This is a genomic window from Evansella cellulosilytica DSM 2522 (assembly GCF_000177235.2).
Lineage (GTDB): Bacteria > Bacillota > Bacilli > Bacillales > Salisediminibacteriaceae > Evansella > Evansella cellulosilytica.
Genome location: NC_014829.1, coordinates 1,229,669 through 1,255,217, shown reverse-complemented (window position 1 = coordinate 1,255,217; position 25,549 = coordinate 1,229,669). Strand labels below are relative to the sequence as shown.

Genomic DNA, 25,549 nt, shown 5'->3' with positions numbered 1-25,549 from the left:
TGTTCTCCCGTGAAATACTGACACATTGCTATTTTTCAAAGAATGAATGGCGAGGGACAGGTATGTTAATACTTGTCCTTCCTTCATAGAAAGCGCAAGCACCTTGGTTTTCAGTCACAAAAACGTAACAAAACCGAGGGTTATAAAAAATCACAAAAAGGTTTTAAATAATTCGCATGAGGTGTGATCATATGTCTGATACATCCGCAACGAGTAAGAACAAACAAAACAAAATACTGAAATTCCTGAATTCAAAGAAAGTCGTTCCTTATGTGCTTGTATCTCCATTCATATTATCGTTTTTAGTTTTGACTTTATATCCAACAATACAAGCGTTCATCATGAGTTTTCAAACTATACTGCCAGGTCAAGTCACCTTCGTTGGATTGTCAAACTACGATCGAATATTTAACCCTACTTTTTATAAAGCATTGCAAAATACAACTATTTATATGATATTAACGGTTTTCATTCTAGTTTCCGTTCCAATCCTTTTAGCTATTTTATTAGATTCAAAAATAACGAAGTTTAAAACTATTTTTCGCTCTGCTCTATTCATTCCATCCCTGACATCCGTTATTGTGGCCGGGGTTATCTTCAGACTAGTATTTGCTGAATCAGACACAGCAGTAGCAAACCAAGTATTAGGATTCTTTGGTGTCGATCCAGTCAATTGGCGATATAACAGTTGGTCTGCCATGTTCTTAATGGTCACGTTAGCTTCATGGCGTTGGATGGGCGTTAACGTATTATACTTTTTAGCTGGACTGCAAAATATTCCTAAGGAGTTATACGAATCAGCTGAAATTGATGGGGCAAATGTTTTTCATAAATTTAAGAATATAACATTACCTTTTTTAAAACCAATCATTATCTTTGTTTCTACAATTAGTATTATCGCTGGCTTCAGAATGTTTGAAGAAAGCTATGTTTTCTGGGAAACGAGCTCGCCAGGTAATATCGGTTTAACGCTCGTCGGGTATTTATATCAGCAAGGGATTCAACAAAATGATATGGGATTCGGTGCTGCAATAGGTGTCGTGATCTTGATTATCGTATTTGTCGTAAGTTTGATTCAGTTGCTGCTGACAGGCGCGTTTAAGAGGAGTGATGTGTAATGTATAAAGACCATAAAGTTTATAAATGGCTCATAAATCTATCCCTTACCATTGTATGTCTCATTGCATTATTTCCATTAATCAGTTTAATTATCTCCTCTTTTCGACCGTCGTCAGAATTGATTAGAAGGGGTATCACTTTTAACGTAAATATTAGCGATTTTTCTCTTGCAAACTATAACTATATTTTTGTCCAAGCACCTGAATATTGGCAATGGTATATGAACAGTTTGATTATTTCAGGTTTAACAATCGTGTTATCGTTATTCTTCTCCTCCATTGTCGGCTATGCATTAGCAGTATACAATTTCAAAGGAAGAAACTTAATCTTTTTATTTGTACTGTTCATTATCATGGTTCCATTTGAAATCTTAATGCTACCACTCTATCAATTAATGGTTGATTTACAGCTAATCAATACGTATACGAGTATCCTCCTCCCATTAATTGTTGCACCCATTGCTGTATTTTTCTTCAGACAATATGCACTTGGCCTACCTAAAGAATTAATGGATGCTGCGAGAATAGACGGTTGTACGGAATACGGCATATTCTTCAGAATCATGATGCCTTTAATGCTCCCTTCCTTTGCTGCAATGGCTATTCTACAAGGATTAACGAGCTGGAATAACTTCTTATGGCCGCTTTTAGTAGTCCGGTCTAACGATATGTTTACATTGCCAATTGGTTTAGCCTCTCTCTTGACGCCTTACGGAAACAACTATGATATCTTGATTGCAGGATCCGTCTTGACGGTCATCCCAATCGTTATCCTGTTTATCTTTTTCCAACGATACTTTGTTGCCGGCTTAACGACAGGTGGTGTGAAAGGGTAAGGTTTGAGCGATTCGAAGGTTAGATATGTTAGTAGCTAGTTTTGGCTGATGCAGTTAGTTACACATTTTTCAAGTGAGGTCTGCATAGGATCTGTCGGTATATTAATTGTAGGTTAATAGGAGTAGGTGGAAAAAATGAATGGCAGTAAAGTTGTAAATATCGTTGAAGTATTCTTCACATGGATCACGAGAATTGTCTATTTAAATGTGCTTTGGATACTGTTCACTTTGATGGGACTCGTGGTAGCTGGCTTGTCCCCAGCTACCATGGCTACAATAAGTGTGGCCAGGAAATGGTTGTTAGGAGACACGGATTTCTCTGTTTGGAAAACCTTTAAGAGGTTTTATTCTGGAAGTTTCTTCGTTTCAAATATGGCTGGATGGATCATTGCCACTGTTGGAGCACTCCTATATTTAAACTACACTATTCTCGTTAGTTTAGGTGATGAGGTCTTTTTCCTCGTTCCATTTGCCTTTTATCTCATTGTGTTTTTATTTTCAATGATGGCTGTTTGGGTATTTCCTTTATATTGTCATTATGAAGGCGGGCTGAAGCAGCATTTAAAAAACGCCCTTATCATTGGAATTGGAAAGTTGCATTACACACTATCCATCTGGGTGTTATTGTTCTTCATTGTATATATTTCGTTAGAACTGCCAGGGATCATCCCATTTTTCATGTTTAGCATGATTGGTGTGTGCTGGACATGGATTACAATGACCGTGTTAAACAAGTTAGATGAAGGCAAACAGGGACGGTTCTCATTAGCCGAAAGATCGCCCTAATCAAAATGATTTTTATTAGAAAGTACAGGACCTTTTAGATCATTCCATTACAATTGAGTAGAGCCTAATGCTCCATAATAAGCTGGCATTCCAACAGAGGTAAGCCAGCATTTTTTATTAAATAAGATGTGTTAGTGTTTGGTGTTGATTATATATAAAAAAACACAGACTTCCATAATTATGGAAGTCCTAAAAGTGTAGTTATGTCTTGCTGTCGCAACCGAATAAGGTTACAACAATAAAGAGTGAACATACACATAGTAAATTTTTCATATTTCTTTTCCTGTTGTTTACATTATCTTTAACCTACGTGTTTTTTGTCATAAACAAAAATCCAAATTACAATTGGTAAAACTAAAACAATGAATAATACCACAAACAAAGTTGTTCCAATTATTTGTGCCTCTGTTGCAAACGCTATGCATATAAATATTATACCTAACGCTAAAAAGGGAGCCACCAATCCTTTTTGATATTTATGGCGTGCATCTGTGTCCATCTTTTTAGCTCGTTTCCCTAACAAAAAGGTCGATTTCATTGCATGACTAATGGCGTATAATATCATGAAAGCACCTAAAAAAAGTGATAAAAGCAATGTGTACTTCCTCCTATATATTTTTATTAGAATAACGATATCTCATTTCTCATAATTCGATATTGGATGTACCAAGTGTATCATACGGCTAACAGGGACGGTTCTCATTAGCCAAATTTACAAATGCAATTTTGCCTTTGACCTATTATGGATATACAAGTGCCTCATTTCTCCCTTTACATGATAGGGTTTATCGCATCTGTTACTAGTTTTCAGTGTGTCCTCTTAACCGTGGCGATAATAGCCCTAACTCAGGAGCATTGGTTTGGTATTGGCATGTATCAATAAACTGATCTAGAATTCCGCTAAGCGTCGGTTGAATTCCATTCAATATTTCCTGGCTTCGTTCCACAGCATTTTTTATTATATAAAATGAGTATGTTCATAATAGTGATAGATGAGGTGCGTATAATCCCCTTCTTTCGTTAAAAATAGTATAATAAATAAACTGCTATGATTCGGCAGTCAAATAAATGAAAACTGCAGGTGAAACAAATGATTGAGATAAAAAAATCCCCCACTAGTGAAGGTGAATTTAATAGAGGTGTATTTGCAACACACGATATAGCAAAAGGGACACTCATCCATGAAGCGCCAGTTCTTCCTTATCCAAATGAGCAGCATCAATTAATAGAACATACAGTTCTTGCAGATTATGTATTCGAATACGGGGAAAACCACTGCGCTATAATCTTAGGTTACGGCATGCTTTTTAACCATGCATATGAGCCAAATGCCACATATGAAATTAACTTTGACAAGCACACATTTGATTACTATGCCTACACAGACATTAAAGCAGGAGATGAAATATTCATCAATTATAATGGTGATGTCGATGACAAAGAACTATTATGGTTTCATCGAAAGTGAATGTTAAATCCGGGCTAACAGGGACGGTTCGGAACCAGCGAAAAAGTACTTATCCTTTAAGTATAGACTAATAAATATAAGGTTGTTTGAATATAGAAGTTGATGAGACCTGTGCAAACTCGCTTTCCGCGGGCGGCTGGTGAGCCACCTTCATGCTTTGCATCTACGTAGTCTCACCCCTGCCTTTGCTTCCCGCAGGAACGAGCGTTACTTCGTCGCCTTATGCTTCGAGTTGTCTCGACGGATACGCTCCAAAGCATATGCTTGTAGAGGAAGAGACAGTTACCTCGCTTGCTCCGGTCTCATCAACCTTTTCTATAATTAGATATATTGAATATTAATACAATAAAATATCAAGATTTCTACTTTTCCATTGGTCTCGGGCGGTTCTCATTAGCCCTTTCCTCACTTACACCTCCCCCTCCTTCATCAGCACGCCCCTTGAATTCCTAATATTACCAACATTACCACAACTCTTATGCTATTATAGATATGTTATATTTTGTAAAATTTCTCTTTTTATATCAAAGTTCAATTTATCGAGGTGATATATATGAAAGAATTCCCCGGCAACATTCAGTTTTGTCATCCTTGGCGAAGTTATCAGCAAGAGGTCCTCGATCATCTAGATCACCACCTTGCAAATAAGCATCTTCACCTTGTTGCCCCGCCTGGATCTGGTAAAACGGTACTTGGACTTGAGGTCATGCTTCGCTTAGGAAAGCCAACCTTAATCGTCGCCCCTACACTAGCGATCAGAAATCAATGGGTGAGTCGATTTGTGGAACTGTTTTTACAAGCAAATGAACAGCCAACCTGGATTTCAACAGATTTGAGAAACCCAAAGTTTATTACAGTAACCACCTATCAAGGACTCCACTCCATTTTTCAGAAAAAAGGGGAAAAAGAAACAAGTCAAGATGTGATTGATGATGAGGAAATGGATGAGTCTTCAAGTGAAGTTGATCCGACTGACAAAGAGTTAGCGCAGCAAAAACTGATTGACGAGCAATTTCAAACACTGATTCTTGATGAAGCACATCATTTGCGCACAAGCTGGTGGAGAACGACGTTATCATTTCGTAATAAACTCCATGATCCAACCGTCGTTTCCTTAACTGCCACGCCTCCGTATGATGTTGGAAAATCAGAGTGGGATAAGTATATGGAGTTATGCGGCCCCATCGATGAAGAAATTGAAGTCGCTGCATTAGTAAAAGAAGGAGATTTATGTCCACATCAAGATTATGTTTGGATGTCTGAACCGTCAAAGAAAGAAAAGGAACCGATTGATACATTCCATCAAGAAGCAGAAGAACTCAAAAAGCGTTTACTCGAAAATCACGATTTTCAGAAGTTAATAGAGTCACACCCATGGATACAATCCGAGGAGTACGTAGATGAAAAGCTCTCCAATCACGGGTATTTTACGAGCATGATCCTTTATTTAAAGGAAATTGGAAGTGAGGCCTGGGAACAACCATTCCAGCTTCTCAATGAAAAAGCGAAAAACTTACCTAACTTTGATATGGAGTGGACAGAAGAGCTTTTAACGAACATGCTTTACCGGGATAAGTGGATCGATCCAAAAGAGGAACCAATGAAAAGTATCCGGAAGCAGCTATCAACGATCGGTGCATTGGAACGACGCAGAGTAAAGTTAATTGCGACGCGAGCGATGGAACGTACGTTGTTACATAGTGTATCGAAGTTAGACAGTATTACAAGTATCGTTTCACTTGAGAAACAATCAAAACAGGAATCTCTTCGTTTAGTTGTATTAGCCGATTACATCTATGCAGATGATCTGCCGAAAGATCCATCGGATAATAGACCTCTGATTCGCCTCGGGGTTATACCTGTTTTTGAAAAAATCAGAAGGGAACTCGGTGAACAGTGTCGCCTAGGCGTTTTAACAGGATCAGTTGTTATCTTACCTCAGGATGTTGTTCCGATTTTAAATGAAAAGCATGTAAACTTTAACACAGAAGTACTTCCCCATGATGATCGTTATGTGAAAGTGACAATCCGTGGTGCTTCAAGACAAAATATAGTCAGTATCGTCACTGATATTTTTTCACAAGGAAAGGTGGATGTGTTAATAGGGACAACAGCGCTACTTGGAGAAGGCTGGGACGCTCCTAGCGTGAATACCCTCATTCTCGCTTCATATGTTGGTACATTTATGCTAACGAACCAGATGCGGGGGCGTGCTATTCGCACGGAACAAGGTAACCCTGAGAAAGCGGCAAATATTTGGCATTTAGTCTGTGTAGACTCAAATACTGGAGATGGTGGTCATGATTACTATTCGTTAATACGGCGATTTCGTTCCTTGAAAGGGCTTGATGAAGAATTGCCTCTCATCAGTACGGGAATCAATCGATTAAGATTTCCAGATTCTCGTTTTGATCAAAACGCGATCGAATTGAATAATCAGGAAATGGCAAGAAGGGCATCGAATCGAAGCCGTCTGATGGACCGATGGCAAGAGGCTGTTCAACAAGGAAAAGCGAAACGAGAAGAGGTTCAGGTAGACAAATCCTTTATTCCACGTCCCTTTGTTTTTCACAACACTGTAAAGTCATTACTCATTATCACTCTTTTAATTATGGCCGATAGTTTGCGAGCGATTGGTGAAGGGCCGCGTTATTCTAATTTGAGTCAATTGGGGTTGGCCTTACTGATTGTGCTCAGTATAGGGGTCGTCTTATCTTCCCCATTCTGGTGGAGGGCGCTCCGAATTATCTGGTTTAATAAGTCAATCGAATCTAGTATGAAACAAGTAGGGATTGCCATCTATCATTCCCTCTATGATACTGGAATGATAAGTACTCCCCCATCTCAAAATATCATTCATGTCCATGAGATGCCAGGGGGATTCCTAAAATGTTCTCTTGAACACGGTAGCACGCATGAACAAATACTGTTTTTTCAAAGTCTTCAAGAAGTCGTGGATCCAATCGATAATCCACGATATATCATTCACCGGCAGTCTGGGAAGAGATTTTGGGTGCGTCACGATTACCATGCAGTGCCTCACGAGATCGGACGTAAAAAAGAAAGTGCTGAAATCCTACTAAACTACTGGCAAAAGAAAGTAGGAAAAGCTGAACTAGTTTTCACACGGACACCAGAAGGACGCAAATTATTGTTGAAAGCAAGAATGCGAGCGATGTCCAGTAAATTTGTAAGTCGTTCTGAACGAATTAGCGTTTGGAAATAAGAAAACAATAGTGAGAGGATATTGGAGAAGGTTCGGGACGATTCGGTTCCCGGGCCTTTTATCCATGTGAAATTTGCTTGTTAGAGAAAGTAATTCGAGAATCTCCCTTACCCGAAATCGTTTTCAAATGTCTGAATATATAATCTTTTACGAAAAGCGCTCAAGCCTATTGGGTAGGGGATTAAAGCTGTGTTATACTTTCGTCTGATTGAATATTTTAGGCACGGACTTTGGGTCATTTATTCACCACAAAAATAAACCGAGCTAATTTATGATTTAACCAATATATCAATCTTTTTAAAAAGGAGGTAGCGCAGTGTCGAAGCTATTTGAAGGGATTCGTTTAAAACCCATCTTCATTATTTTAATTGGAACGTTAGTTTTTGCATTTGGAATCATACACTTTAACTTAGAAAATGGCCTGGCTCACGGTGGATTTACTGGTATTACTCTTTTACTTTATTATTTATTTACGATCGAGCCGTCCCTTTCAAATCTATTACTAAACATTCCATTATTTTTAATAGGATATAAGTTATTTGGGAGATTAATGTTGATTTATAGTTTGATAGGAACCTTTTCCCTGTCGGTGTCCTTGCGATTGTTCGAACTGTACCCTGTCACTCACCTGCCGTTACAAGATGATATGATTCTCGTATCCGTTTTTGCAGGAGTATTCGCTGGGACCGGACTCGGAATGATTCTTCGCGCTGGTGGAACGACTGGGGGCGTTGATATTCTTGCCCGTTTAGCAGAAAAATATTTTGGAATGAGTCTCGGGAAATTTATGTTTGGCTTTGATGCCTTTGTCATAACTATTTCCCTCATTCAAATCACGCTTACAAACGCTATGTACACACTCATCACCGTGTTTATCGCTAGTCGCGTGATCGATTTCATAATAGAAGGGGCAAGTGCAGCAAAATCTACCATGATTATATCTTCAAAAACAGAAGAACTATCTAAGGCGATTATTGAACGAATGAGTCGTGGATCAACGGTGTTAACAGGTAGAGGAAGCTTTACTGCAGACGAACGGGAAATTTTATACTGTGTCGTCAACCGAAGCGAGCTTATCCAACTAAAAAACCTCATACATGAAGTCGATCCATATGCCTTCTTCTCCATCAACGATGTGAAAGAAGTATCTGGAGAAGGCTTTACCTTTGATAATAAGCGCCGCCCACTAAAGCCCTCCTAAAGGCAAACAGGCAAACAGGGACGGTTCTCATTAGCCAATAAAGCCATCATAAAAAGTTCAGGGACCTGGTCTCCGACAATTCTGTGAACGTTCACGAATTGTGTGGAACCAGGTCCCTGAAATCTAACGACTTTCTTAACTCTCCTCTATAAAACTCTCTTGATTGAATCAGGATAGTTTATAAGCTCCCTCTGTTCATTCAGAGGAAAAATATCACTCATTGGCTCATAACTTAACAAGATAATCCGCTCATTATCTTTTGTTTCGTATGGTTGAAACTGACTAGAAATCCTCCCAGAAGCTTTATTATCTAATGCCAATGCCATTACCTCATTACTAAAATGAAAGTCGTCAAGATGAATAGAACGAATTTCATGATTTTGTAGATCCCTATAATAAATGGTTTGACTGTAGATATCGAATACAATACTCCAATACGTAAAGGTTGGTGGCACCCCGTTACCTACCCATTCCCATTGGGTTTGGTCCGATGGTTTTGCTGCTACTTTCTCCAGTAGTTCAAATGATTTTTGAATTGGATTTTCAAGTGTAGATTGACTTTGAACGTCTTTTACTAACCGATTCACTAAACAAAAACGGTCGAGAGAAGTCGTTTTATTTGAAAAGTTCTCTAACGGAGATTTCTCAAACTTTTTGGCATGCGCAATTGATTTTTCATAACTTGTATTTGTCATCGTGTAGCATTCAGCATGCTCTGTCACATGACATACACCATCAATAAAATCGATCAGTGCCGTCCTCCCTGTTGAGTCAGCAATCGTATAATGAAGTTCATAAACTGATTTTTCCAACCTAAAATCCTCTACATGCTCTATCACTTCCTCAACTGACTTGAACTGATCAAGCTGATATTGAATCCATTGTAGCTCGTTCAATCCAGGACGATCATCCTCTGCTGGAAACTGGCCATCTTCCTGATGCATCATGGCAATTGTTAATCCCTTTTCGTTCATCCCACTCATTGGAAGCTCTCTGCCAAATTGTGTGAATGTCACAGTACCGTAGTTTGATACCCAGGTGACCTTTTGAGCAGCATCCTTCGTTAAAGATTGTTTCATCAGCCCCCTCGGACTTACCACAATAAGACCGTGCCCGTAGTAGAAATCATAATTTTGCGCTAAAACAAATGACTTATCCCTTTGAAATGTAAATGTTGTACACATTCTCTTCATCCCTCCACCAAGTTTTCTATGCTAGCTCCACTTCCTACAATCACTATACTTGGCATCGCATAAAATTTATTGATTCTGGTTGCTACCTTCAGGAATGATAGACAAGGATATGTTCATATGTGCATCATCCTCATACGGGCCTTTAAAGTCCTTTCCATACTTTTCGATGATATAGTCACTCGTTAATGTTGCTTTCAGAAGTGGAATTCGATATTGATAAATGAAATGATAAGTATCTATTATCTTCCCTTCCTCTTCTGTAAACAGCTTCCCTTGGTGAGTATATGTAACTACATGGACATTGTCGATTACTTTACCAACCATACCATCAGGAATTTGACTCAGATTACTGACTTCAATAGCAATAAGTTCTTGGAAAGAAGCCGCTTCATTGTTAGTATCAAAATCTAAGCAGACACGGTAGACGTTTCCATTCAATTGGTTTGGAACGAGATGAGCTTTGGTGAAAAAATTTGTCATTCTCTCGATAATTGACAATGGATTTGAATCACTCACACGGTGAATGACTCCGACCAACATTAAATCATTTATCGTTTCAAGGTGCTCATTTACTATAGCCTTTCCTTTAGCCAACTTCATATTTAGCCTAATAGATTCCACATTTATTCTATTGTTACTTCTCATTGGTATTTGGACTTTTCGAAATTTGCCAGGAGGTACACCATAGATTTTTTTGAAGTTTCGGATAAACACCTCTTGTGATTGAAAACCAAACTGCAAGGCAATGGTGAGAATACTATCCTTTGTATGTAGAAGACAATCCGCTGCCCTTGCTAACTTTCTCCTCTTTACATATTCATGAACTGACAATCCAACAACAGCCTTAAATACTCGATAGAAGTGAAATTTTGAATAATAAAGTTGGTTAATGATGGCGTTGATGTTCATGTCTTCCTCGATATGTGCTTCTACATAATCACTGAAATCTTGAATCTTCTCCAAATAGTCCAATCTAAAGGTCACCCCCAGTTCACGAATCGTTAACTTATTAGGAAACTTGAACGACATCCCAAAGCGTTATTATTCCAAGTAAAGATTCGGTAGATTTTCCACTGTGTGTAACGAGGAGAGCGTCAAGTCTATCTGTATCGACACTACTCTTAAATAGCTCCTTTGCTTCATATATACTTGCTTCTCTAGATATGAATTTATAATTAGTATTTGATTCTTCTAATGACAATACTTCCTCTACTAACCTTTCGGGTAACATGATTAATTCCTCGTTCACTTCCCTTGCCAAAAATGCAGTAATCCCGTTTTCCGTGAGCAGCCCTTTAAATTCTTCATTATGATATACAGGAAACTGAGAATATCCGTATTCTTTAACAGCTAGTAATACATCTGTTAATGTGTTATCAAGGTTAAAAATAACTACATTTCTCTGATACTCTGGAATCACCTTCTTGGGATCTTTAATCTCCATCTCGATTTTTTTAATTTTTTCTACAGTTGTTTCATGTGGTTCAGCTATAAAAATGTTCGGTTGCGTTTTATCATGGACAATGACGTTCCTTAGCTTGCTAAAGAGAAGCAAATCTTCCTTAAACCTCCGTACAATAGAATTTGATTCACTGCTCTTTTTAACAAGTTCTACAAAATCGACATGTCTATCACCACTAATTTTGAGAATTCCTCTTAATAGCTTGTCAATTCTATTAAAGGCTTCTAGAAAACGGTCTGCGTTTTCCATGGTTTTCCCTCCTCATTTGTAAAAAGCTAGAATTAAGTATTATAGGTGCGAGTATCCCGTTACAGAATATAACAAAGTTGTTATATTTATATTAGTTGAAAAAAACATACTCCTCAATACATTTTCATATTGAGTTGAACCTCAGTAATTACCTTGAAATTAGCTTTTACGCATGAGGTTTGGCAAGGTGAATGATATGGCATACGAAGAAGATTATTTGATGAGACAATTTTAAAATGTTGGAAAAGGAATAGGAAATAAGATTGCTACAGCCTTTCAATTAACAAGAAGTAGTGTTAAGGAAAGTTCGAAGTTGAAAAAGGAGAGTTAATATCAAGAAAGCTTGCGCCGGTTCCGTACATTACTTAGAGGTTGACTCAAAAGGTAAAAATTCTACCTTTTGAGTCAACCTCACCCTCTATCACTTTCACTCCCCTACCAATCTCTATCTCCCCCCTCCCCTCACTCAACTAATGCTTCACATTTCCTTATCTCAAATAATCTTGCACTATATGTTTCTGTCATCCTAACGGTTAGTTCACCTTTCAATTTATTCCAACGCCACTTTGTATTATTATTTTTAGGGTATGCCACTTCTACCTTGACGTCTTCTCCCTTCAAGTCCTTTAGTGGGATTGAAATAACATTACTGTCACTATTCATTCTCCAGACTGCCATGAAATAATGATTGTGATGAACGAGTCCAAATGCATTCCATTCAGAATAAAAGGATGGGATGCCTAAAGGCCAGATAGATTTAGATTTAGGAATGTATTCACGAATCGATTTATAATATTTAATAGCTTCTGCAACGAGCTTAAACCTGTCTTCTGTTATCTCACTTAAATGGCCACTTTGGTGGATGCGTAGCAAAATCGCATTCACCATATTAAAAATCACTTCTTCATCATCACCATCTTTTAATGGATACGACCAAACAGCGCACTGTTCGGGAGTAACTAATGAAGATGAAGCTGCAGCTATTACTCCATTTTTCACGTAATCTGTTTGATCACTTGTTGACTGTATGCTATGTCTGCTTAATAGAGCATAATCCATTCTCATTCCACCACTGCTACAGTTTTCAATAATTAAATCTGGGTATTTCATAAAGATTTGATCTAGCCAACGTAAATATGCCCGATTATGCTCTAACAATCCGTCACCAAAACTATCCGCATTTAATTCTGTTCCGACACCTGCGTTTATATTATAATCCATTTTAATATAGCCAACGCCGTATTCGGAGACTAAACGATCTATCACTCTATTTGCATACGCCACAACTTCAGAGTTTCTATAATCTAACTGATATCTTGAGTGATCTATCACCCTTTTTCCATGGAGGAGAAAAAACCAGTCATCTGGTACTTTTGAAGCTATATTACAGTTTATCCCCATAACCTCTAATTCCAGCCACAAACCTGGAATCATCCCTTTTCGCCTTATATGCGCCATGACTTCCTCTATACCATGAGGGAAACGTGCTTTTGAAGGTAGCCATTCCCCTACACCATCCCACCATTCTCCATCAGAGTACCATCCACAATCAATACAATAGATTTCACAGCCAGCACGAGCTGCTGCATCAATTAATGGCATAAGCTTCTTCGTCGTCGGATCACCAAATAAACAATTCATATAATCATTGAAAATAACAGGAAGAGATTCATTGTCTCTATTCTCGCGACGTATACTCCTCCGATACTGATTCATCGCGTTGATCACTTCTTCAAAATCCCCTTCAACAGAACCAATTGCAACTGGAACTGTTTCAAATTTTTCCCCAGGATGAAGAGACTTCCACCATTGGTTTTCCACTTCGGTTGGTCCACTTACTTGTAAATACAACAACTCGTTCCTATCACTTATTTCCCAGTGCCATGATCCGTGATGTTCAATTTGCCAAGCTAAACAAGTTCCAGCTTCCTTATTTTCAAACACTGCCGTAGGGGCATACTCAGAAGTTGACCATGTACCTGTACTACTGTAGGAGATTCTTTTCATGGAAAACTCGTTGACGGAATGAAACCCTAATTCCGGTAATGTATATTCCTTCCACTGCGCTTCACCAAACCACGTATGATGTGGTATGTGAAGGTTAACTTTATCTTCTCTCGTACGTAATCCTTCTTTATCAATACCCGTCAATGCAAACGAGGATATATACTCCAAACCTACAGGCTCTGAGCCAGAATTTGAGACTACTGACCAACTTTTGATAAATGGAATATTGTCATAAAATTGCATATGACAAGTCACATCCAAATTAGTTATCTTATCAGTAAGGTATATCTCTATTTTCCGCCCTCTATCATTCCTACTATCATACCGATTGCAATACTTTAATCGGTTCCCTGGACTCGTTCCAGTATGTTTTGACCCATGATGATCTAGTTGATTTTCACCTGAGACGTGAAGTTCGATTAATCTAAACTTACTCCTTTTACGATCGTCCCATCCATCCTCTTCTAGAAAAGGATGCGCTCCGAAATGTAATAGTCTTATATCTTTCTCATCACTAATCTCCAATACTACATAAAGACCGTTTTCCTCAATGTTAATTCGTTCGATAATAGATCAGCTCCCCCTTATCTTTTTACAACTCCATCCATTCTCTTTTAAAAAAAACTGATCACATCTGCAAACACAGAAGATCAGCGTAGTACTAGATGATGGTTCAAGCAGGTTATATAGGCATGCATACATGGAGAAGTGGATTCCATATCATTTGTTAATATGGAATCCACCTCTCTTCATTTGTTATCACTACATGTGTTTATAGATTTTCCCATTCCATCATTAATTTTTCTACTTCTTCAATTAATCTAGCTTTTGTCTCTTCTTCTACATGCTTCGCAAGCGCTTGATTATTAATATGCTTAACAAAATCTGATAATTGTTTTATCGCCTGCTTTATTCTTCCGTTTTCATCATGATGTTCTGCTTGATTTAATCTATTGCGAAGCTGAGGTAGGAGTGGTTCAGACAAATCTCCTGCAGCTTCTGCTTGATCAATTATTTTGTGTAAACCAGTCGTGCTGAATACTAACCCTTCAAGTGACTCTTCCAACGCTTCTTTTGCAGCATCAATCTCCGCTTGAGTTGCTGAGCCATTTTCAAACACTGATTTTGCATGAAGTAATGCATCGATTACGTTTTCCCATGAAAGACTAGTATAGTCCTCTTCCTCTAATTCTTCTGCAATAGCAATGACATTTCCTAATTCAGTTTTATCAATACTCGAGATGGACGCCTTGGCAATTTCAAATTTGTCAAAGTGAGGCGCGTATTGAATAACATCATTAAATCGATAAGAATTATCATTATATAACGTAATCGTATTTTCTCCAGCCTCTAATTCAATATCAATGACGTGATTTCTTACCGAATCCCATGAAAGTGTATTGATAAAATAAACTGTTTGTGGCGTTTGATCGTTCACCACAACTTGTGCATAACGTTCAACCAAATCCTTGTTATAAGGGTGAATATATCCGTCTGGGTGTCTATCGGTATACATGACCGGTGCAGGCTCATTATTGATGTAATCCATTGAAAGCTTATAAGCCCCTGCTTCATCGACATTCACTGTAAGCGTTAACCCATTCTCTTCACTTACTCCTATATCCGTAACAAGCTTACCACCTGAAACATGTTCATTTTCTGTAACTCTAGCATCTCCAAACAATTCCCCATCTTCAGCCTCCACAACGATCCTTTCAGAAGCTGTTAACTCTGGGTCATATGTTAATGTTAGATAGTCTAATGAAATGTCGTTTTCTGCTGTAATCTTTAATGCGTTAGCACCAGCAGTTAAATATACTTTCATGCCAGAAACAGACGTGAAGTCACTGCTTTGCTCTACATCATATCTTGCAATTGGACTCCATTCTGTAGTTAAATCTGCATCAGCTGTCGCATCAGAAGCATAGTTTACGATTCGTTTTTCAACTTGAACTGCTTGGTTAGAGTCTGATGCATACCCTATTTCAAGATCGTAATAACCATTATCTTCTACAACAACTGTGTATTGGTTTTCTCCGCTACCTTGAATATAACCAGCACTACTAAACTGATCCTTTGTTTGTGAAAACGTAAATCCATCTGTATAGCTTGCTTCTTCTGCTTCATATTGATATACTTTCGGCGCTTCTTCTCCCATTTGACCTACATAAGTAAGATCAATCTTATCAAGGGAAGCCTCCATGCCATCGTGATAGCTAAACTGTAGTGTATTGGTACCTTTATTTAAATCAAGATAGAGCTTTTTACTAGCAAATTTATTAATGTCAATTGTAGAATCGTATGTTAAAACATCATAGTCTTCTCCATTAAGCTTTAATAATTGCTCAGCAAGTTCACCTTGTGCTCTATTTTGTCCATTAGTGAATGGGGCACCATTTCCATAAAATACTTCTAGTTTGTATCTACCATCCTTTGGCACGTCAACTGTAAATTCCACATTCCTATCTGGTGAGTTTAAGCCTCTCACAAATCTATTGTCATTAGATGCCGCTCCCCAACCAGAAACTTCAACACGCGCACCATTTAACTGTGCATCCTCTGCCTCATACGTTTTTGTCCACACTCTATCATAGTCTTGGAAATCCGTAATAGTATCATCTGTTGCAGGCGTTACAATAGCATGAAAGGCATCCATACTGTCCGAATCTGGAACTGTAATATAAAGGTTTCCATCTACTAGTGGAAGATTCCCTTCATATTCAACCCTTGGTACTTCATGACTTCCCATAAACCCTGTATACTTAGTACGGTACAGCTTTACATGTGCAGATGATGCATCTTTAAATGTCTCTGTATCCGCAAGGTCAATCATAGTAGCAGTAATAGGCCCATCTTCCCCACCAAAAATAGTGTAGGCTTTTCCTCTTTCATCATCTATTGATGCTAACCCATACATACCTTCTATTTCCGCATTGTAAGTTTCAGTAGTTACCGTTTCTCCAGTCATATCGCCATACCACTTATATAACCACCATGCGCCATTTGGTTTATTGGCATCAGCAGCCAACTCATTCAACGAGTTTGCAGAATGCCAATAGGCAAGACCTGCATATACCTTACTGTTTTCAACTCTGGAAAGCCAAGGGACTAAGCGTCCTGGAGAGCCATTATCATCCCAGCCAACATATTCATTAATCACAATTGGTAGTTCAATTCCGTACTGTTCTTCAAGCCCTCTATAATGAGCCACATGATCGTACCAATTACTCAGTGAACCGGCACCAGATAATTCATGCCAAGTGAATTGATCTGGGAGCACATCGTGTTCAACTGTATAGGCAAGGAATTGTTCATGAAAATTGTGGTCGTAATGATAGAAGTTAGGACCGGCAATTTTTGCATCTGGGTCTTCTTCCTTCACAACATTATATATTCGCTTCCAAGCACTTAGGAAACCATCTTCCCCTAGATTCCCTGAGAACCAAATACCATTAGGCTCATTAAAAATTACATATACAAATTTATCACTATGTTTATGTTCCTTTGTTGTTCTCACTGTTTCTCTTACTAATTCCTCATAATGGTCTAGTCCTTCATATTCATATGGCCATTCTAAGTACATATCTTGAACTGCCAATTGGATCCATTTTGTTCCAGCTTCCAAATATGTGTCTGCCACTCTTAAACCGTCACCAGTTGGATGCTGTAGACCATTAGGTGGCTTTTGTTCTACACTTTGTGGTTTAAGTGGTTCAAGTAAATCAATTGTCGGAACGTTAGGCTCACTTACACCATACAAAAAGCCGCTAGCTCCGTGCATGATTTCCCCATTCGTTTCCGTCATGTTAAAGCTTGCAATTGCACCTAAATCTGGGTTGTAAAAAGCAAGTGTATACGTTGTCTGTACTAGCTCATTTGGTGATGTAACAGTAATGGCATAAGATAGAAAGTTCTGTTGCTCAATCTCCACAACTGCATCTGGATTCGTAGTTTCTACTTGAATGTCTTCAAGACCTACTACCCCTTGTGTTGTTTCATATCTAATGTCTTTACTCTTGACGTCAGTCATTTTATCATCACCGATGGTTATGCTTTTCAAAGTTGCGTTAAACTCTGAATCTATATTTGCTCTTACTTGTTCTGGAGTCAGAGCTTTATTATAGATTTGAAGATCATCAAAATAACCTATTGTATCATTATCAGACGTATAAATAGATCTACCAAAGTCATTGAATAGTAATGCATCTAAGAAATCACGATCGAAAAACCGTTGTACAGCTCCCTCTAGAGTCGCATCATCATTACTTGCATTACCGTCCATACCGCCAATCTTAATCGATTGACCATCTAAATAAACAATGTATTCCCCATCATCCTTTAATGTAATGGTCACATGCTGCCAAGTATCTCTCGTTATTTGCTCTTCCCACATGATAGCTGCACGATAATTTGCCGCACCACCTGGGCTTGTCCCAATTTGAATTAACTGCTCATACCCTGTAGTCCCTCCAGCTACAAATCCAAACTCTGGATCAGACCATGAACCAGTTTCCCCTTGGAAGTGTAAATGTTTTTCCGTAATTGTAGATGCAAATAATCTAGAAAAATTACTCGCGTTACTATCAACATTCACCCAGACTGCTATCGTTAACTCATCATTTACTTCCTCATATAAATTAGAAGGAAGTGTTAACCAGCCATTACCAGGTAAGTGTAATACACTTCCTTTATGTTCATCATCTACTACAGTGGCATTCTCTTTCATTTCTGCAAATCCTGAACTATCTTCCACATCAATCTGATTAAAAATGAAATCTCCATCTACCTCATCTTCTTCGAATCCCCAATGAAACAATGGTTCTGGAACTTCTTCTTCGTTTGTCTGCGCTGCCCCTGATAATGATAAAGCTGCAACTAATAAGAGGAGAGATAATAGAACCATTAACCCTTTACGAAAAGTATGCATGAAAAATTCCACTCCTTTTAATAATATTTAATGTGACAATTTAAACGCCAGCTATGTTTACGATCCCCCCCTTCAATGAGATGAACTAGGAAGTTGAGATGTAATAGCCCAGTTGTTTCTGTTGCCTAGTTATGAAAACGAGGCAACATCTCGTTTCTAACAACCCCACAATTTGTGTAAGCCCTTTCAAAATAGATCAATTGAATTTCGCCACTTCTTAGAAATCTAACTATTAAACTACCTTTTAATAAAGATAGGGCTTATTACGAGTTTTTAAATAATGAAAATCTGGATTTCATATGCTTTATGAGATTGATCTTGTATGAGTAGCAAAATGTTTATTTATCAGGAGTAAAAAAAGAGGGCGACTAGTACGGAAACTAGATTATATGAGTTAAAAATGTAAATTAAGTTAATTTAGTTAGTAATTTTTACTAAATAAATATCTTTTCTGTAATTATAACGTAGCGATTTCACTTTTTCAATATCTTTATCTGAAAATTCGTAATACTTATTAACTAAATTTAACTGTTGTTTTTATGTAAATATACACAACTTTTTTACTATATATTAACTATAAAATCTCTTATTTGAAGTGTAATACAGATGCGGAAATGGTAATGTTCGGTGAACTAAAACATAGGTTAAGGGAGATCATAATACGGGGAACAGCAACATAAGTGGGAGTAAATCATACACAAAAGAATCGCTTCACATAACAATACAAACTATTAGTGACTTCAGTTATGTTAAACGATTCTCTTAAAATTCTTTTTTTACTTTAATTTTACTGCACTCTCTCTCACTATTAATTTTGATGGAAATAATACATTCACTGGAATTTCTCTTTCTTCAAAACGGTCTAAAAGCATATTTACTGCATACTTTCCCATTTCTTCCGTGTAAACTCTCACTGTTGTTAATGAGGGTTGAGTATATTGTGCAACATCAATGTCATTGAAACTGACTATACTAATATCAGTAGGTACATTTAAGCCCGCTTCATGTATTGCACGTATAGCTCCGATTGCCATAGCGTCACTTGCAATGAAGAATGCGGTAGGTACGACTTCCTTTTTCAATACATTCTTCATGCTTTCATAGCCATCATTAATCAGAAAGCCTTTTGATAAATGTACAAAACTGGGGTTATAAAGGTTATGCTCTACCATCGTTTCCTCGAAAGCTATCTTCCTAGGATTTGCTATCTCAGGACCTGATTGACCACGATGCTCAATACCGCCAATATAACCAATTTGCTTATGACCTAAAGAAAACAGATAATTAAGGGCATGATGAGTTGCATAACTGTAATCAATTCCAACATTATCGTATTCTCCACTATTTGAAAGGTTATTCACATAAACAATATACGACCCAAATAGCTCATATAACTCCCTTTCCTCGTGTTTATCAGGTCCACCAACAAATATAACACCGTCTAATTCTCTTAATTCATTATCGTCATCCATTTCACCATCACCAAGATCACCAAGATGAATGATCTTACGAATAGAAAGGCCCTTGCGATTACATTCCTTTTCAATCCCTTTACGAATGGACATAAAGTAAGTGTCTTCCCACTCATATTGTTGAGAACAATACATTAAAATACCGATATTTTTCTTCATAGTTTGGATTATTCGTGGTGATTTTCTTTTTCTTATCGGTACATATCCTAGTTTTGTTGATATGTCGAGTATACGTTCACGCGTTTCTGTTGATACGCTCATCTTTTTATCATTGTTAAGAACTCTAGAAACGGTAGCGGTAGAAACCTTCGCAGCTTTTGCAATATCATTTATGGTTACCATCCAGCACCCTCACTTTTTTAGTAAATTTTACTTAATAATATCATATAGATTAAAAGATTTACATAAAAACATTGAAAATTATTCCAAATAAAGACAAATTTCTATAGCTTCTTACTTCTATTTATAGAGAAGGACATCTCAGAAACTAAAGATTACATTATTTTACATAAAGAACAAGTTTAGACAACAAAACGTAGATGGTGGTATACTTTAGTTAAAAATTTGTATACGCTAAAGGGGATATTTAAATGAAGGCAAAATATACTCATTCCGCGCGTTATAAATGTTTAGAATATTTGAAAAAAAATTCTTATGATCTGTATCTTTGTTATTGCGGGTTAGAAGAGTGCGATCCCTACCACTCCTATGGACCAATTAGTCGTAATGAGTATTTGTTACATTACGTTATTAAGGGGAAAGGAATATTAAAAGCAGATGGAAAAACATATCACATCGGTGAAAATGATGCTTTTTTAATCTATCCATCAGAGATTACATACTATGAGGCCGACAAAGATGATCCTTGGACATATATATGGATCGGATTTGACGGTATGAAAGCAGAATCATGTCTCATAAACGCTTCTTTTAGTAAGGAGAATCGAGTGAGTAAATTTGAATGTGGCGAGACGTTAGTACATTATTTAAATGGTATGTTAAGTGCTAGTAAACTCACCTATTCCAATGATTTAAAAAGAGAGGGCTATCTCTATATGTTTCTTTCTGCTTTAATACAAGAAAAGACAGATAACAATTCAGATAAACCTGAAGTGTATGACTATCCATTTCTCGTGTATGTTGAACACGCACTTGATTTTATCTCTCATAATTATGAAAAACAAATAAAAGTGATTGATATTGCAGAATATATTGGTATCAATCGAAGCTACTTAACTACTATTTTCAAGAAGAGCTTAAAAGTATCACCTCAAGAATACTTAGTAAAATATAGACTTGATAAGGCATGTACGCTGTTGAAAAACACAGATCTACTCGTTAATGAGATTGCTAGAAATGTCGGCTATAATAACGCATTAACGTTTTCAAAGGTTTTTAAAAACTACTATAAAATGAGTCCAAAAACGTACCGTACTCAGCATCAAGAACTTGTTTATTCCAACAAAAAACACCAAAAAATTGATGTAGAACTACAATAAAACATTCGTCTACATCAATTTTTGGTTTCAGCTTTTTTAGAATCATTCCTTCATCTCTCTTAGGACAAACAAAGCAGAAGAGAAATCACCAGCATTCGCACAAAAATCACTGTCATCGATCATCATCCCAACTTGCATTAGCTCATCCCCATAATGGATACTGTTAGGACTGCCATTCAATATATATTGTTTGTTCGGATCTAAACCGAGGAGTTTTAATCGTTTCCAACTATCGTTAGGTGCATTCAATGCCTTATAGTATCCGGCAATTGCCTCTGATTTATCTTGTGCAACAACACTCCATGCAGTTATTTGCTGCTCAAAAGGACTTAAATGTCGATAGAACGTTCCATACAGTAACAGTTCTCTATGAGATTTATAAAAGGTTATTTGCTTTTTTACTACTTCTTTTTCTCTATCCGACAACGTGTTCAAGTCCATTTCATATCCAAAAGCACCAAAATAAGCAACGTTTGCTCTCGTTTCAATAGGTGTCGTTCGCCTTACTTGGTGATTCGGAACCTCCGATACGTGTGCGCCCATACTACTGACAGGATAAACAAAAGAAGTACCATATTGTATTTTCAATCGCTCAACTGCATCGGTATCATCACTAGTCCATCCTTGAGGTGCATAGTAGAGTATACCTGGATCAAATCTTGCACCACCACTAGAGCATGATTCAAACAAAATGTATGGAAATCTTTCCATTAATCTTTCATATAAAGAATAAACACCAAGTACATATTGATGAAAAGTTTTACCTTGATTCTCCGCTGTTTTCACATGTGAAAAACATTCTGTAATATACCGATTCATATCCCATTTCACATAAGATATTTTCGCCTCACTTAACACTCGTTCCATTAAACGATATATATAATCAACTACTTCTTCTCTTGAGTAATCTAGTACATGCTGATTTCGTGAAGGTGATTGTCGGCGGTTCGGTGTCGAAATAATCCAATCAGGGTGCTTACGATATAAATCACTATCCTTGTTCACCATTTCCGGTTCAAACCAAAGACCAAACTTTAATCCCATTTCTTCTACTTTTTTAGCTAGGCCAGTAATACCTTCTGGTAGTTTGTTAAAGTTTGTAACGTACCAATCTCCTAAACCTGCTTTATCATTGTCTCGACTACCAAACCAACCATCGTCCAATACAAATAACTCTGCCCCTAGCTCTTTTCCTGCTCTAGCAATGCTCAATATTTTCTCTTCCGTAAAATCCATATCTGTCGCTTCCCAGTTGTTAATGACTACTGGTCTTGGCTTATCTCTCCAATATCCTCGTGCTAACCTAGTACGGTATAGAGTATGAAAAGACTGACTCATTTTATTTAACCCTTTATCGGAATACGTCATGACAACTTCAGGTGTTTGGAATTCTTCCCCTTCCTCCAAAGGCCATTCAAAGGTATCTGGATGGATACCTATAAGAACCCTCGTTCGACCAAAAGTATCGACCTCCACTTGTTCTAAATGGTTTCCACTATAAACAAAACTAAATCCGTAAGCTTCGCCAGAGGTTTCGTCCGTATTAGGTCTTTTCAAAGCGATAAAAGGATTATGTTCTGCGCTACTCGTACCTGTCATACTGTGAATTCCTTGCGTACCTTGCTCTAATTTCCTCACCTTTACATGCCGCTCTCTACTCCAAGCTCCAGCTAAATGAATCATATCAAAATGACTATCTGGTAAATCGACTGACGCACTCATTGATCTAGTAAGAATGATTTTGCTGTTTCCTTCATGAATAAACCTAGTATTCCTAGTGATGATTGGAAGGTTTTCATAGATACAGTAGCTAAGAATTATTTTCGTATTAATGATACGATCAAACAAAGTGATTTCAAGCGTTGTTGCCTCGTTCTCCTCCTCTACATAAGTTGCTGGCAGACCATCTAGTTTTTTCTTCCCATGAAATATTTGATGTGAATGATACTCAAAATTAGTAATTCTGCTACCATTTTCTTGTTTGATTTCAAAGGCAGGATATCTGAAATCCGTAGTACCATAGGATGGATACTCTTGCTTCGTTTGTTGTAATGATAATGTATAGTCATTTTCAAATACATACGCATTTAAAGGTCTTAAGTCTCCTTTTAGCAAGTGTGCAAAACTATTTCGGTCTCGAACCTTCTTTCCATAATACAAATTTCCAAGTTGATTGTTTTCTAAGATTTTTATAATATAACTAATTTCATTGTTATAAAGATGAAACTCTTTTGCGTCTTCATGAAATACGATAGCCATAGTCAACCTCCTGTTTTCAATTATTCTGTATAGAAGACCTTAAAGTTTCCCACCAGAAGTCGAAATACCTTCAATAAATTTTCTCTGAAATAGTAAATAAACCAAAAGCATTGGCCAAATGGCAAGTACAGAAGCAGCCATTAACTGGGGATAATTAACTGAATATGCCGCTTGAATTCTAGCTAAAGCCGATGATAATACTGCAGCATTTTCATGGTTATTTATAATTAAAGGCCACATTAGATCCTTAAAGGCAAATAATGCAGTAAAGATACCAAGTGCAATTAAACCTGACCTTACTAACGGGAACATAATTTTGATGAATATTTGTCCAATATTCGCTCCATCTATTATTGCGGCTTCCTCAAGCTCCTTTGGCAATTGCAAAAAGAATTGACGAAGCAAAAACGTACCGAAAGCACTAACAATACCCGGAAAAACTAAAGCAAATATTGTATTTCTCATACCCATAAAATCTACCATTAAGTATTGTGGTATGATAAAAATTTGCGGAGGAACCATCATTTGAAATAGCACCAATCCAAAAATAATATTTCTACCTGGGAAATTCAATCTTGCTAACGCATATGCTGCCATTGCACTAAAGACTACTGCGGATACAACCCTCCAAAACATCATTGCTATTGTATTAAAATATAATATAACGAAATTATTTCTCTCTATAACTGCTATAAAGTTATCAAACCGCCATTCACTTGGGAAGAACACAAAAGGATTCATCGAGGTTGACTCTGTAACAGTTTTAAACGCTGTCAATACCATCCAAACAAATGGAAAGATCATTATAATAGCACCAAATATTAAGATCGCATGAATAGCTGTTTTTTTAAGTATTTTATGTTTTATCTCCATTCCAATCACCTCTCTATCTATAGTTAACCCATTTCTTCTGTGCTTTTAGTTGGAATACGGTAATAATCATAATAATTACCAATAGTAGCATTACAATAGCTGAACCATAGCCTCTATCTCCATATCTAAAAGAATTATTATAAAATAAATAAACAAGTGAAACGGTACGTTCATATGCCGGGTTGCTAACATCAATCATCATATAAATAAAATCAAACACTTGCATAGATTGGATAATTGTTGTTACTGAAATGAAGAATAAAGTTGGTGATAGCAATGGAATCGTTACATTAAATAATTGGTAAATTGGTCCTGCACCATCAATCATTGAAGCCTCATAGTAATCTTTTGGAATTTCTTGTAATCCAGCCAGCATAAGGACTACGTTATAACCAATAATGCTCCATATACCGATGATTGCTATTGATATTAGAGCAACATTCGGATCGTGAAGCCAGTCCACTGTTGGAAGACCTACACTTTTCAACGCATAATTAATAAGTCCAAAATGATTGTTATACATCCACTTCCATACCATCGTAACAGCAGCAGGGGCAGCGATCATTGGAATAAAATAAATAGTACGGTAAGTTGTTTTTGCAAATATTTTTTGGTTCAATAAAACTGCAATAACAATGGAAATTGAAATCGAAACCGGAACAACAATGGCTGTATACACCAATGTATTAGAAACAGCATGCCATACTTGAGTATCATTGAACAATCTAACGTAATTATCAAATCCTACAAATATATTTCCTCTACCAAAATCACCACTTCTAAACAAACTTAAGTATAGGGTCTGAAATATAGGAATAATATTCAATACTATTAGACCAATAAGTGTAGGAGCTACGAAAAACCATCCCCACTTCCATTCATTTAATTGTTTTTTTGTTAGTTTTCGTTTGTTTAAATTAGGCACATCATCACATCCTACCTCGGATTATATATTATAAGAATATTACGGCAA

17 protein-coding genes are annotated in these 25,549 nt (G+C 37.1%); 7 read left to right on the top strand and 10 right to left on the bottom strand.

Translation table 11 applies throughout. The features are described 5' to 3' along the window. Positions 1-191 precede the first annotated feature (191 nt). The 3 genes from BCELL_RS05685 (at position 192) to BCELL_RS05675 (ending at position 2,740) form a co-directional block, all read left to right on the top strand. Positions 192-1,118 (top strand): carbohydrate ABC transporter permease, encoded by a 927-nt coding sequence (locus BCELL_RS05685; protein WP_013487724.1) that lies wholly within the window; start codon positions 192-194, stop codon positions 1,116-1,118. Then, complete coding sequence (locus BCELL_RS05680; protein WP_013487723.1) at positions 1,118-1,954, top strand: carbohydrate ABC transporter permease; 837 nt, start codon at positions 1,118-1,120, stop codon at positions 1,952-1,954. The genes BCELL_RS05685 and BCELL_RS05680 overlap by 1 nt, the downstream gene beginning before the upstream one ends. 135 nt (positions 1,955-2,089) lie before the next feature. After that, positions 2,090-2,740: a YesL family protein gene (locus BCELL_RS05675; RefSeq protein ID WP_013487722.1), complete on the top strand. Its 651-nt coding sequence runs from the start codon at positions 2,090-2,092 to the stop codon at positions 2,738-2,740. A 301-nt stretch (positions 2,741-3,041) separates the two neighbouring features. Here the strand turns inward: BCELL_RS05675 and BCELL_RS05670 are convergent, their stop codons facing one another. Beyond that, a complete protein-coding gene (locus tag BCELL_RS05670; protein ID WP_013487721.1) occupies positions 3,042-3,335 on the bottom strand; it encodes a hypothetical protein in 294 nt (97 codons plus the stop codon). Between the two features lie 495 nt (positions 3,336-3,830). Here BCELL_RS05670 and BCELL_RS05665 point away from each other — a divergent pair, with 495 nt between their 5' ends. The 3 genes from BCELL_RS05665 to BCELL_RS05655 all read left to right on the top strand — a co-directional run bounded on the left by BCELL_RS05665 (position 3,831) and on the right by BCELL_RS05655 (position 8,635). After that, a complete protein-coding gene (locus BCELL_RS05665; RefSeq protein WP_013487720.1) occupies positions 3,831-4,208 on the top strand; it encodes an SET domain-containing protein in 378 nt (125 codons plus the stop codon). A gap of 553 nt (positions 4,209-4,761) precedes the next feature. Beyond that, on the top strand, positions 4,762-7,434 hold the full coding sequence (locus BCELL_RS05660; protein WP_013487719.1) for a DEAD/DEAH box helicase family protein: 2,673 nt from the start codon (positions 4,762-4,764) through the stop codon (positions 7,432-7,434). Between the two features lie 316 nt (positions 7,435-7,750). Further along, on the top strand, positions 7,751-8,635 hold the full coding sequence (locus tag BCELL_RS05655) for a YitT family protein (RefSeq protein ID WP_013487718.1): 885 nt from the start codon (positions 7,751-7,753) through the stop codon (positions 8,633-8,635). Positions 8,636-8,781: 146 nt separating this feature from the next. On the opposite strand, the gene BCELL_RS05650 is transcribed toward BCELL_RS05655, so the two are convergent. From BCELL_RS05650 to BCELL_RS05625, 6 genes are all read right to left on the bottom strand, one after another. Next, positions 8,782-9,819 carry a linear amide C-N hydrolase gene (locus tag BCELL_RS05650; protein ID WP_013487717.1) on the bottom strand — a complete coding sequence of 346 codons (1,038 nt, stop codon included), beginning with the start codon at positions 9,817-9,819 and terminating at the stop codon, positions 8,782-8,784. A gap of 75 nt (positions 9,820-9,894) precedes the next feature. Further along, a complete protein-coding gene (locus BCELL_RS05645) occupies positions 9,895-10,800 on the bottom strand; it encodes an AraC family transcriptional regulator (RefSeq protein WP_013487716.1) in 906 nt (301 codons plus the stop codon). Positions 10,801-10,837: 37 nt separating this feature from the next. After that, the gene (locus BCELL_RS05640; RefSeq protein WP_013487715.1) at positions 10,838-11,539 is read right to left on the bottom strand and encodes a CBS domain-containing protein; all 702 of its coding nucleotides are present in this window, start codon (positions 11,537-11,539) and stop codon (positions 10,838-10,840) included. Positions 11,540-12,001: 462 nt separating this feature from the next. Continuing rightward, positions 12,002-14,071, bottom strand: coding sequence for a glycoside hydrolase family 36 protein (locus tag BCELL_RS05635; protein WP_013487714.1), 2,070 nt, complete (start codon positions 14,069-14,071; stop codon positions 12,002-12,004). Between the two features lie 247 nt (positions 14,072-14,318). Beyond that, the gene (locus BCELL_RS05630) at positions 14,319-18,473 is read right to left on the bottom strand and encodes an FIMAH domain-containing protein (RefSeq protein WP_013487713.1); all 4,155 of its coding nucleotides are present in this window, start codon (positions 18,471-18,473) and stop codon (positions 14,319-14,321) included. A gap of 776 nt (positions 18,474-19,249) precedes the next feature. Then, a complete protein-coding gene (locus BCELL_RS05625) occupies positions 19,250-20,287 on the bottom strand; it encodes a LacI family DNA-binding transcriptional regulator (protein ID WP_013487712.1) in 1,038 nt (345 codons plus the stop codon). A 248-nt stretch (positions 20,288-20,535) separates the two neighbouring features. On the opposite strand from BCELL_RS05625, the gene BCELL_RS05620 reads away from it, so the two are divergent. Next, the gene (locus BCELL_RS05620) at positions 20,536-21,444 is read left to right on the top strand and encodes an AraC family transcriptional regulator (protein ID WP_013487711.1); all 909 of its coding nucleotides are present in this window, start codon (positions 20,536-20,538) and stop codon (positions 21,442-21,444) included. A 42-nt stretch (positions 21,445-21,486) separates the two neighbouring features. On the opposite strand, the gene BCELL_RS05615 is transcribed toward BCELL_RS05620, so the two are convergent. From BCELL_RS05615 to BCELL_RS05605, 3 genes are read right to left on the bottom strand one after another with little or no spacing between them, the layout of a single operon-like run. Beyond that, positions 21,487-23,703 carry an alpha-galactosidase gene (locus tag BCELL_RS05615; protein ID WP_013487710.1) on the bottom strand — a complete coding sequence of 739 codons (2,217 nt, stop codon included), beginning with the start codon at positions 23,701-23,703 and terminating at the stop codon, positions 21,487-21,489. Between the two features lie 39 nt (positions 23,704-23,742). Beyond that, positions 23,743-24,576 (bottom strand): carbohydrate ABC transporter permease, encoded by an 834-nt coding sequence (locus tag BCELL_RS05610; RefSeq protein WP_013487709.1) that lies wholly within the window; start codon positions 24,574-24,576, stop codon positions 23,743-23,745. A 13-nt stretch (positions 24,577-24,589) separates the two neighbouring features. Continuing rightward, entirely contained in the window at positions 24,590-25,501 is a 912-nt protein-coding gene (locus BCELL_RS05605) for a carbohydrate ABC transporter permease (protein WP_013487708.1), read from the bottom strand. Between the last annotated feature and the right edge of the window lie 48 nt (positions 25,502-25,549).

Bases quoted from the DNA above. Each gene is read 5' to 3' on its own strand.
- BCELL_RS05675 (WP_013487722.1), top strand. From the start codon at position 2,090: ATGAATGGCAGTAAAGTTGTAAATATCGTTGAAGTATTCTTCACATGG.
- BCELL_RS05685 (WP_013487724.1), top strand. From the start codon at position 192: ATGTCTGATACATCCGCAACGAGTAAGAACAAACAAAACAAAATACTG.
- BCELL_RS05680 (WP_013487723.1), top strand. From the start codon at position 1,118: ATGTATAAAGACCATAAAGTTTATAAATGGCTCATAAATCTATCCCTT.
- BCELL_RS05665 (WP_013487720.1), top strand. From the start codon at position 3,831: ATGATTGAGATAAAAAAATCCCCCACTAGTGAAGGTGAATTTAATAGA.
- BCELL_RS05615 (WP_013487710.1), bottom strand. From the start codon at position 23,703: ATGGCTATCGTATTTCATGAAGACGCAAAAGAGTTTCATCTTTATAAC.
- BCELL_RS05620 (WP_013487711.1), top strand. From the start codon at position 20,536: ATGAAGGCAAAATATACTCATTCCGCGCGTTATAAATGTTTAGAATAT.
- BCELL_RS05610 (WP_013487709.1), bottom strand. From the start codon at position 24,576: ATGGAGATAAAACATAAAATACTTAAAAAAACAGCTATTCATGCGATC.
- BCELL_RS05660 (WP_013487719.1), top strand. From the start codon at position 4,762: ATGAAAGAATTCCCCGGCAACATTCAGTTTTGTCATCCTTGGCGAAGT.
- BCELL_RS05650 (WP_013487717.1), bottom strand. From the start codon at position 9,819: ATGTGTACAACATTTACATTTCAAAGGGATAAGTCATTTGTTTTAGCG.
- BCELL_RS05630 (WP_013487713.1), bottom strand. From the start codon at position 18,473: ATGCATACTTTTCGTAAAGGGTTAATGGTTCTATTATCTCTCCTCTTA.
- BCELL_RS05625 (WP_013487712.1), bottom strand. From the start codon at position 20,287: ATGGTAACCATAAATGATATTGCAAAAGCTGCGAAGGTTTCTACCGCT.
- BCELL_RS05640 (WP_013487715.1), bottom strand. From the start codon at position 11,539: ATGGAAAACGCAGACCGTTTTCTAGAAGCCTTTAATAGAATTGACAAG.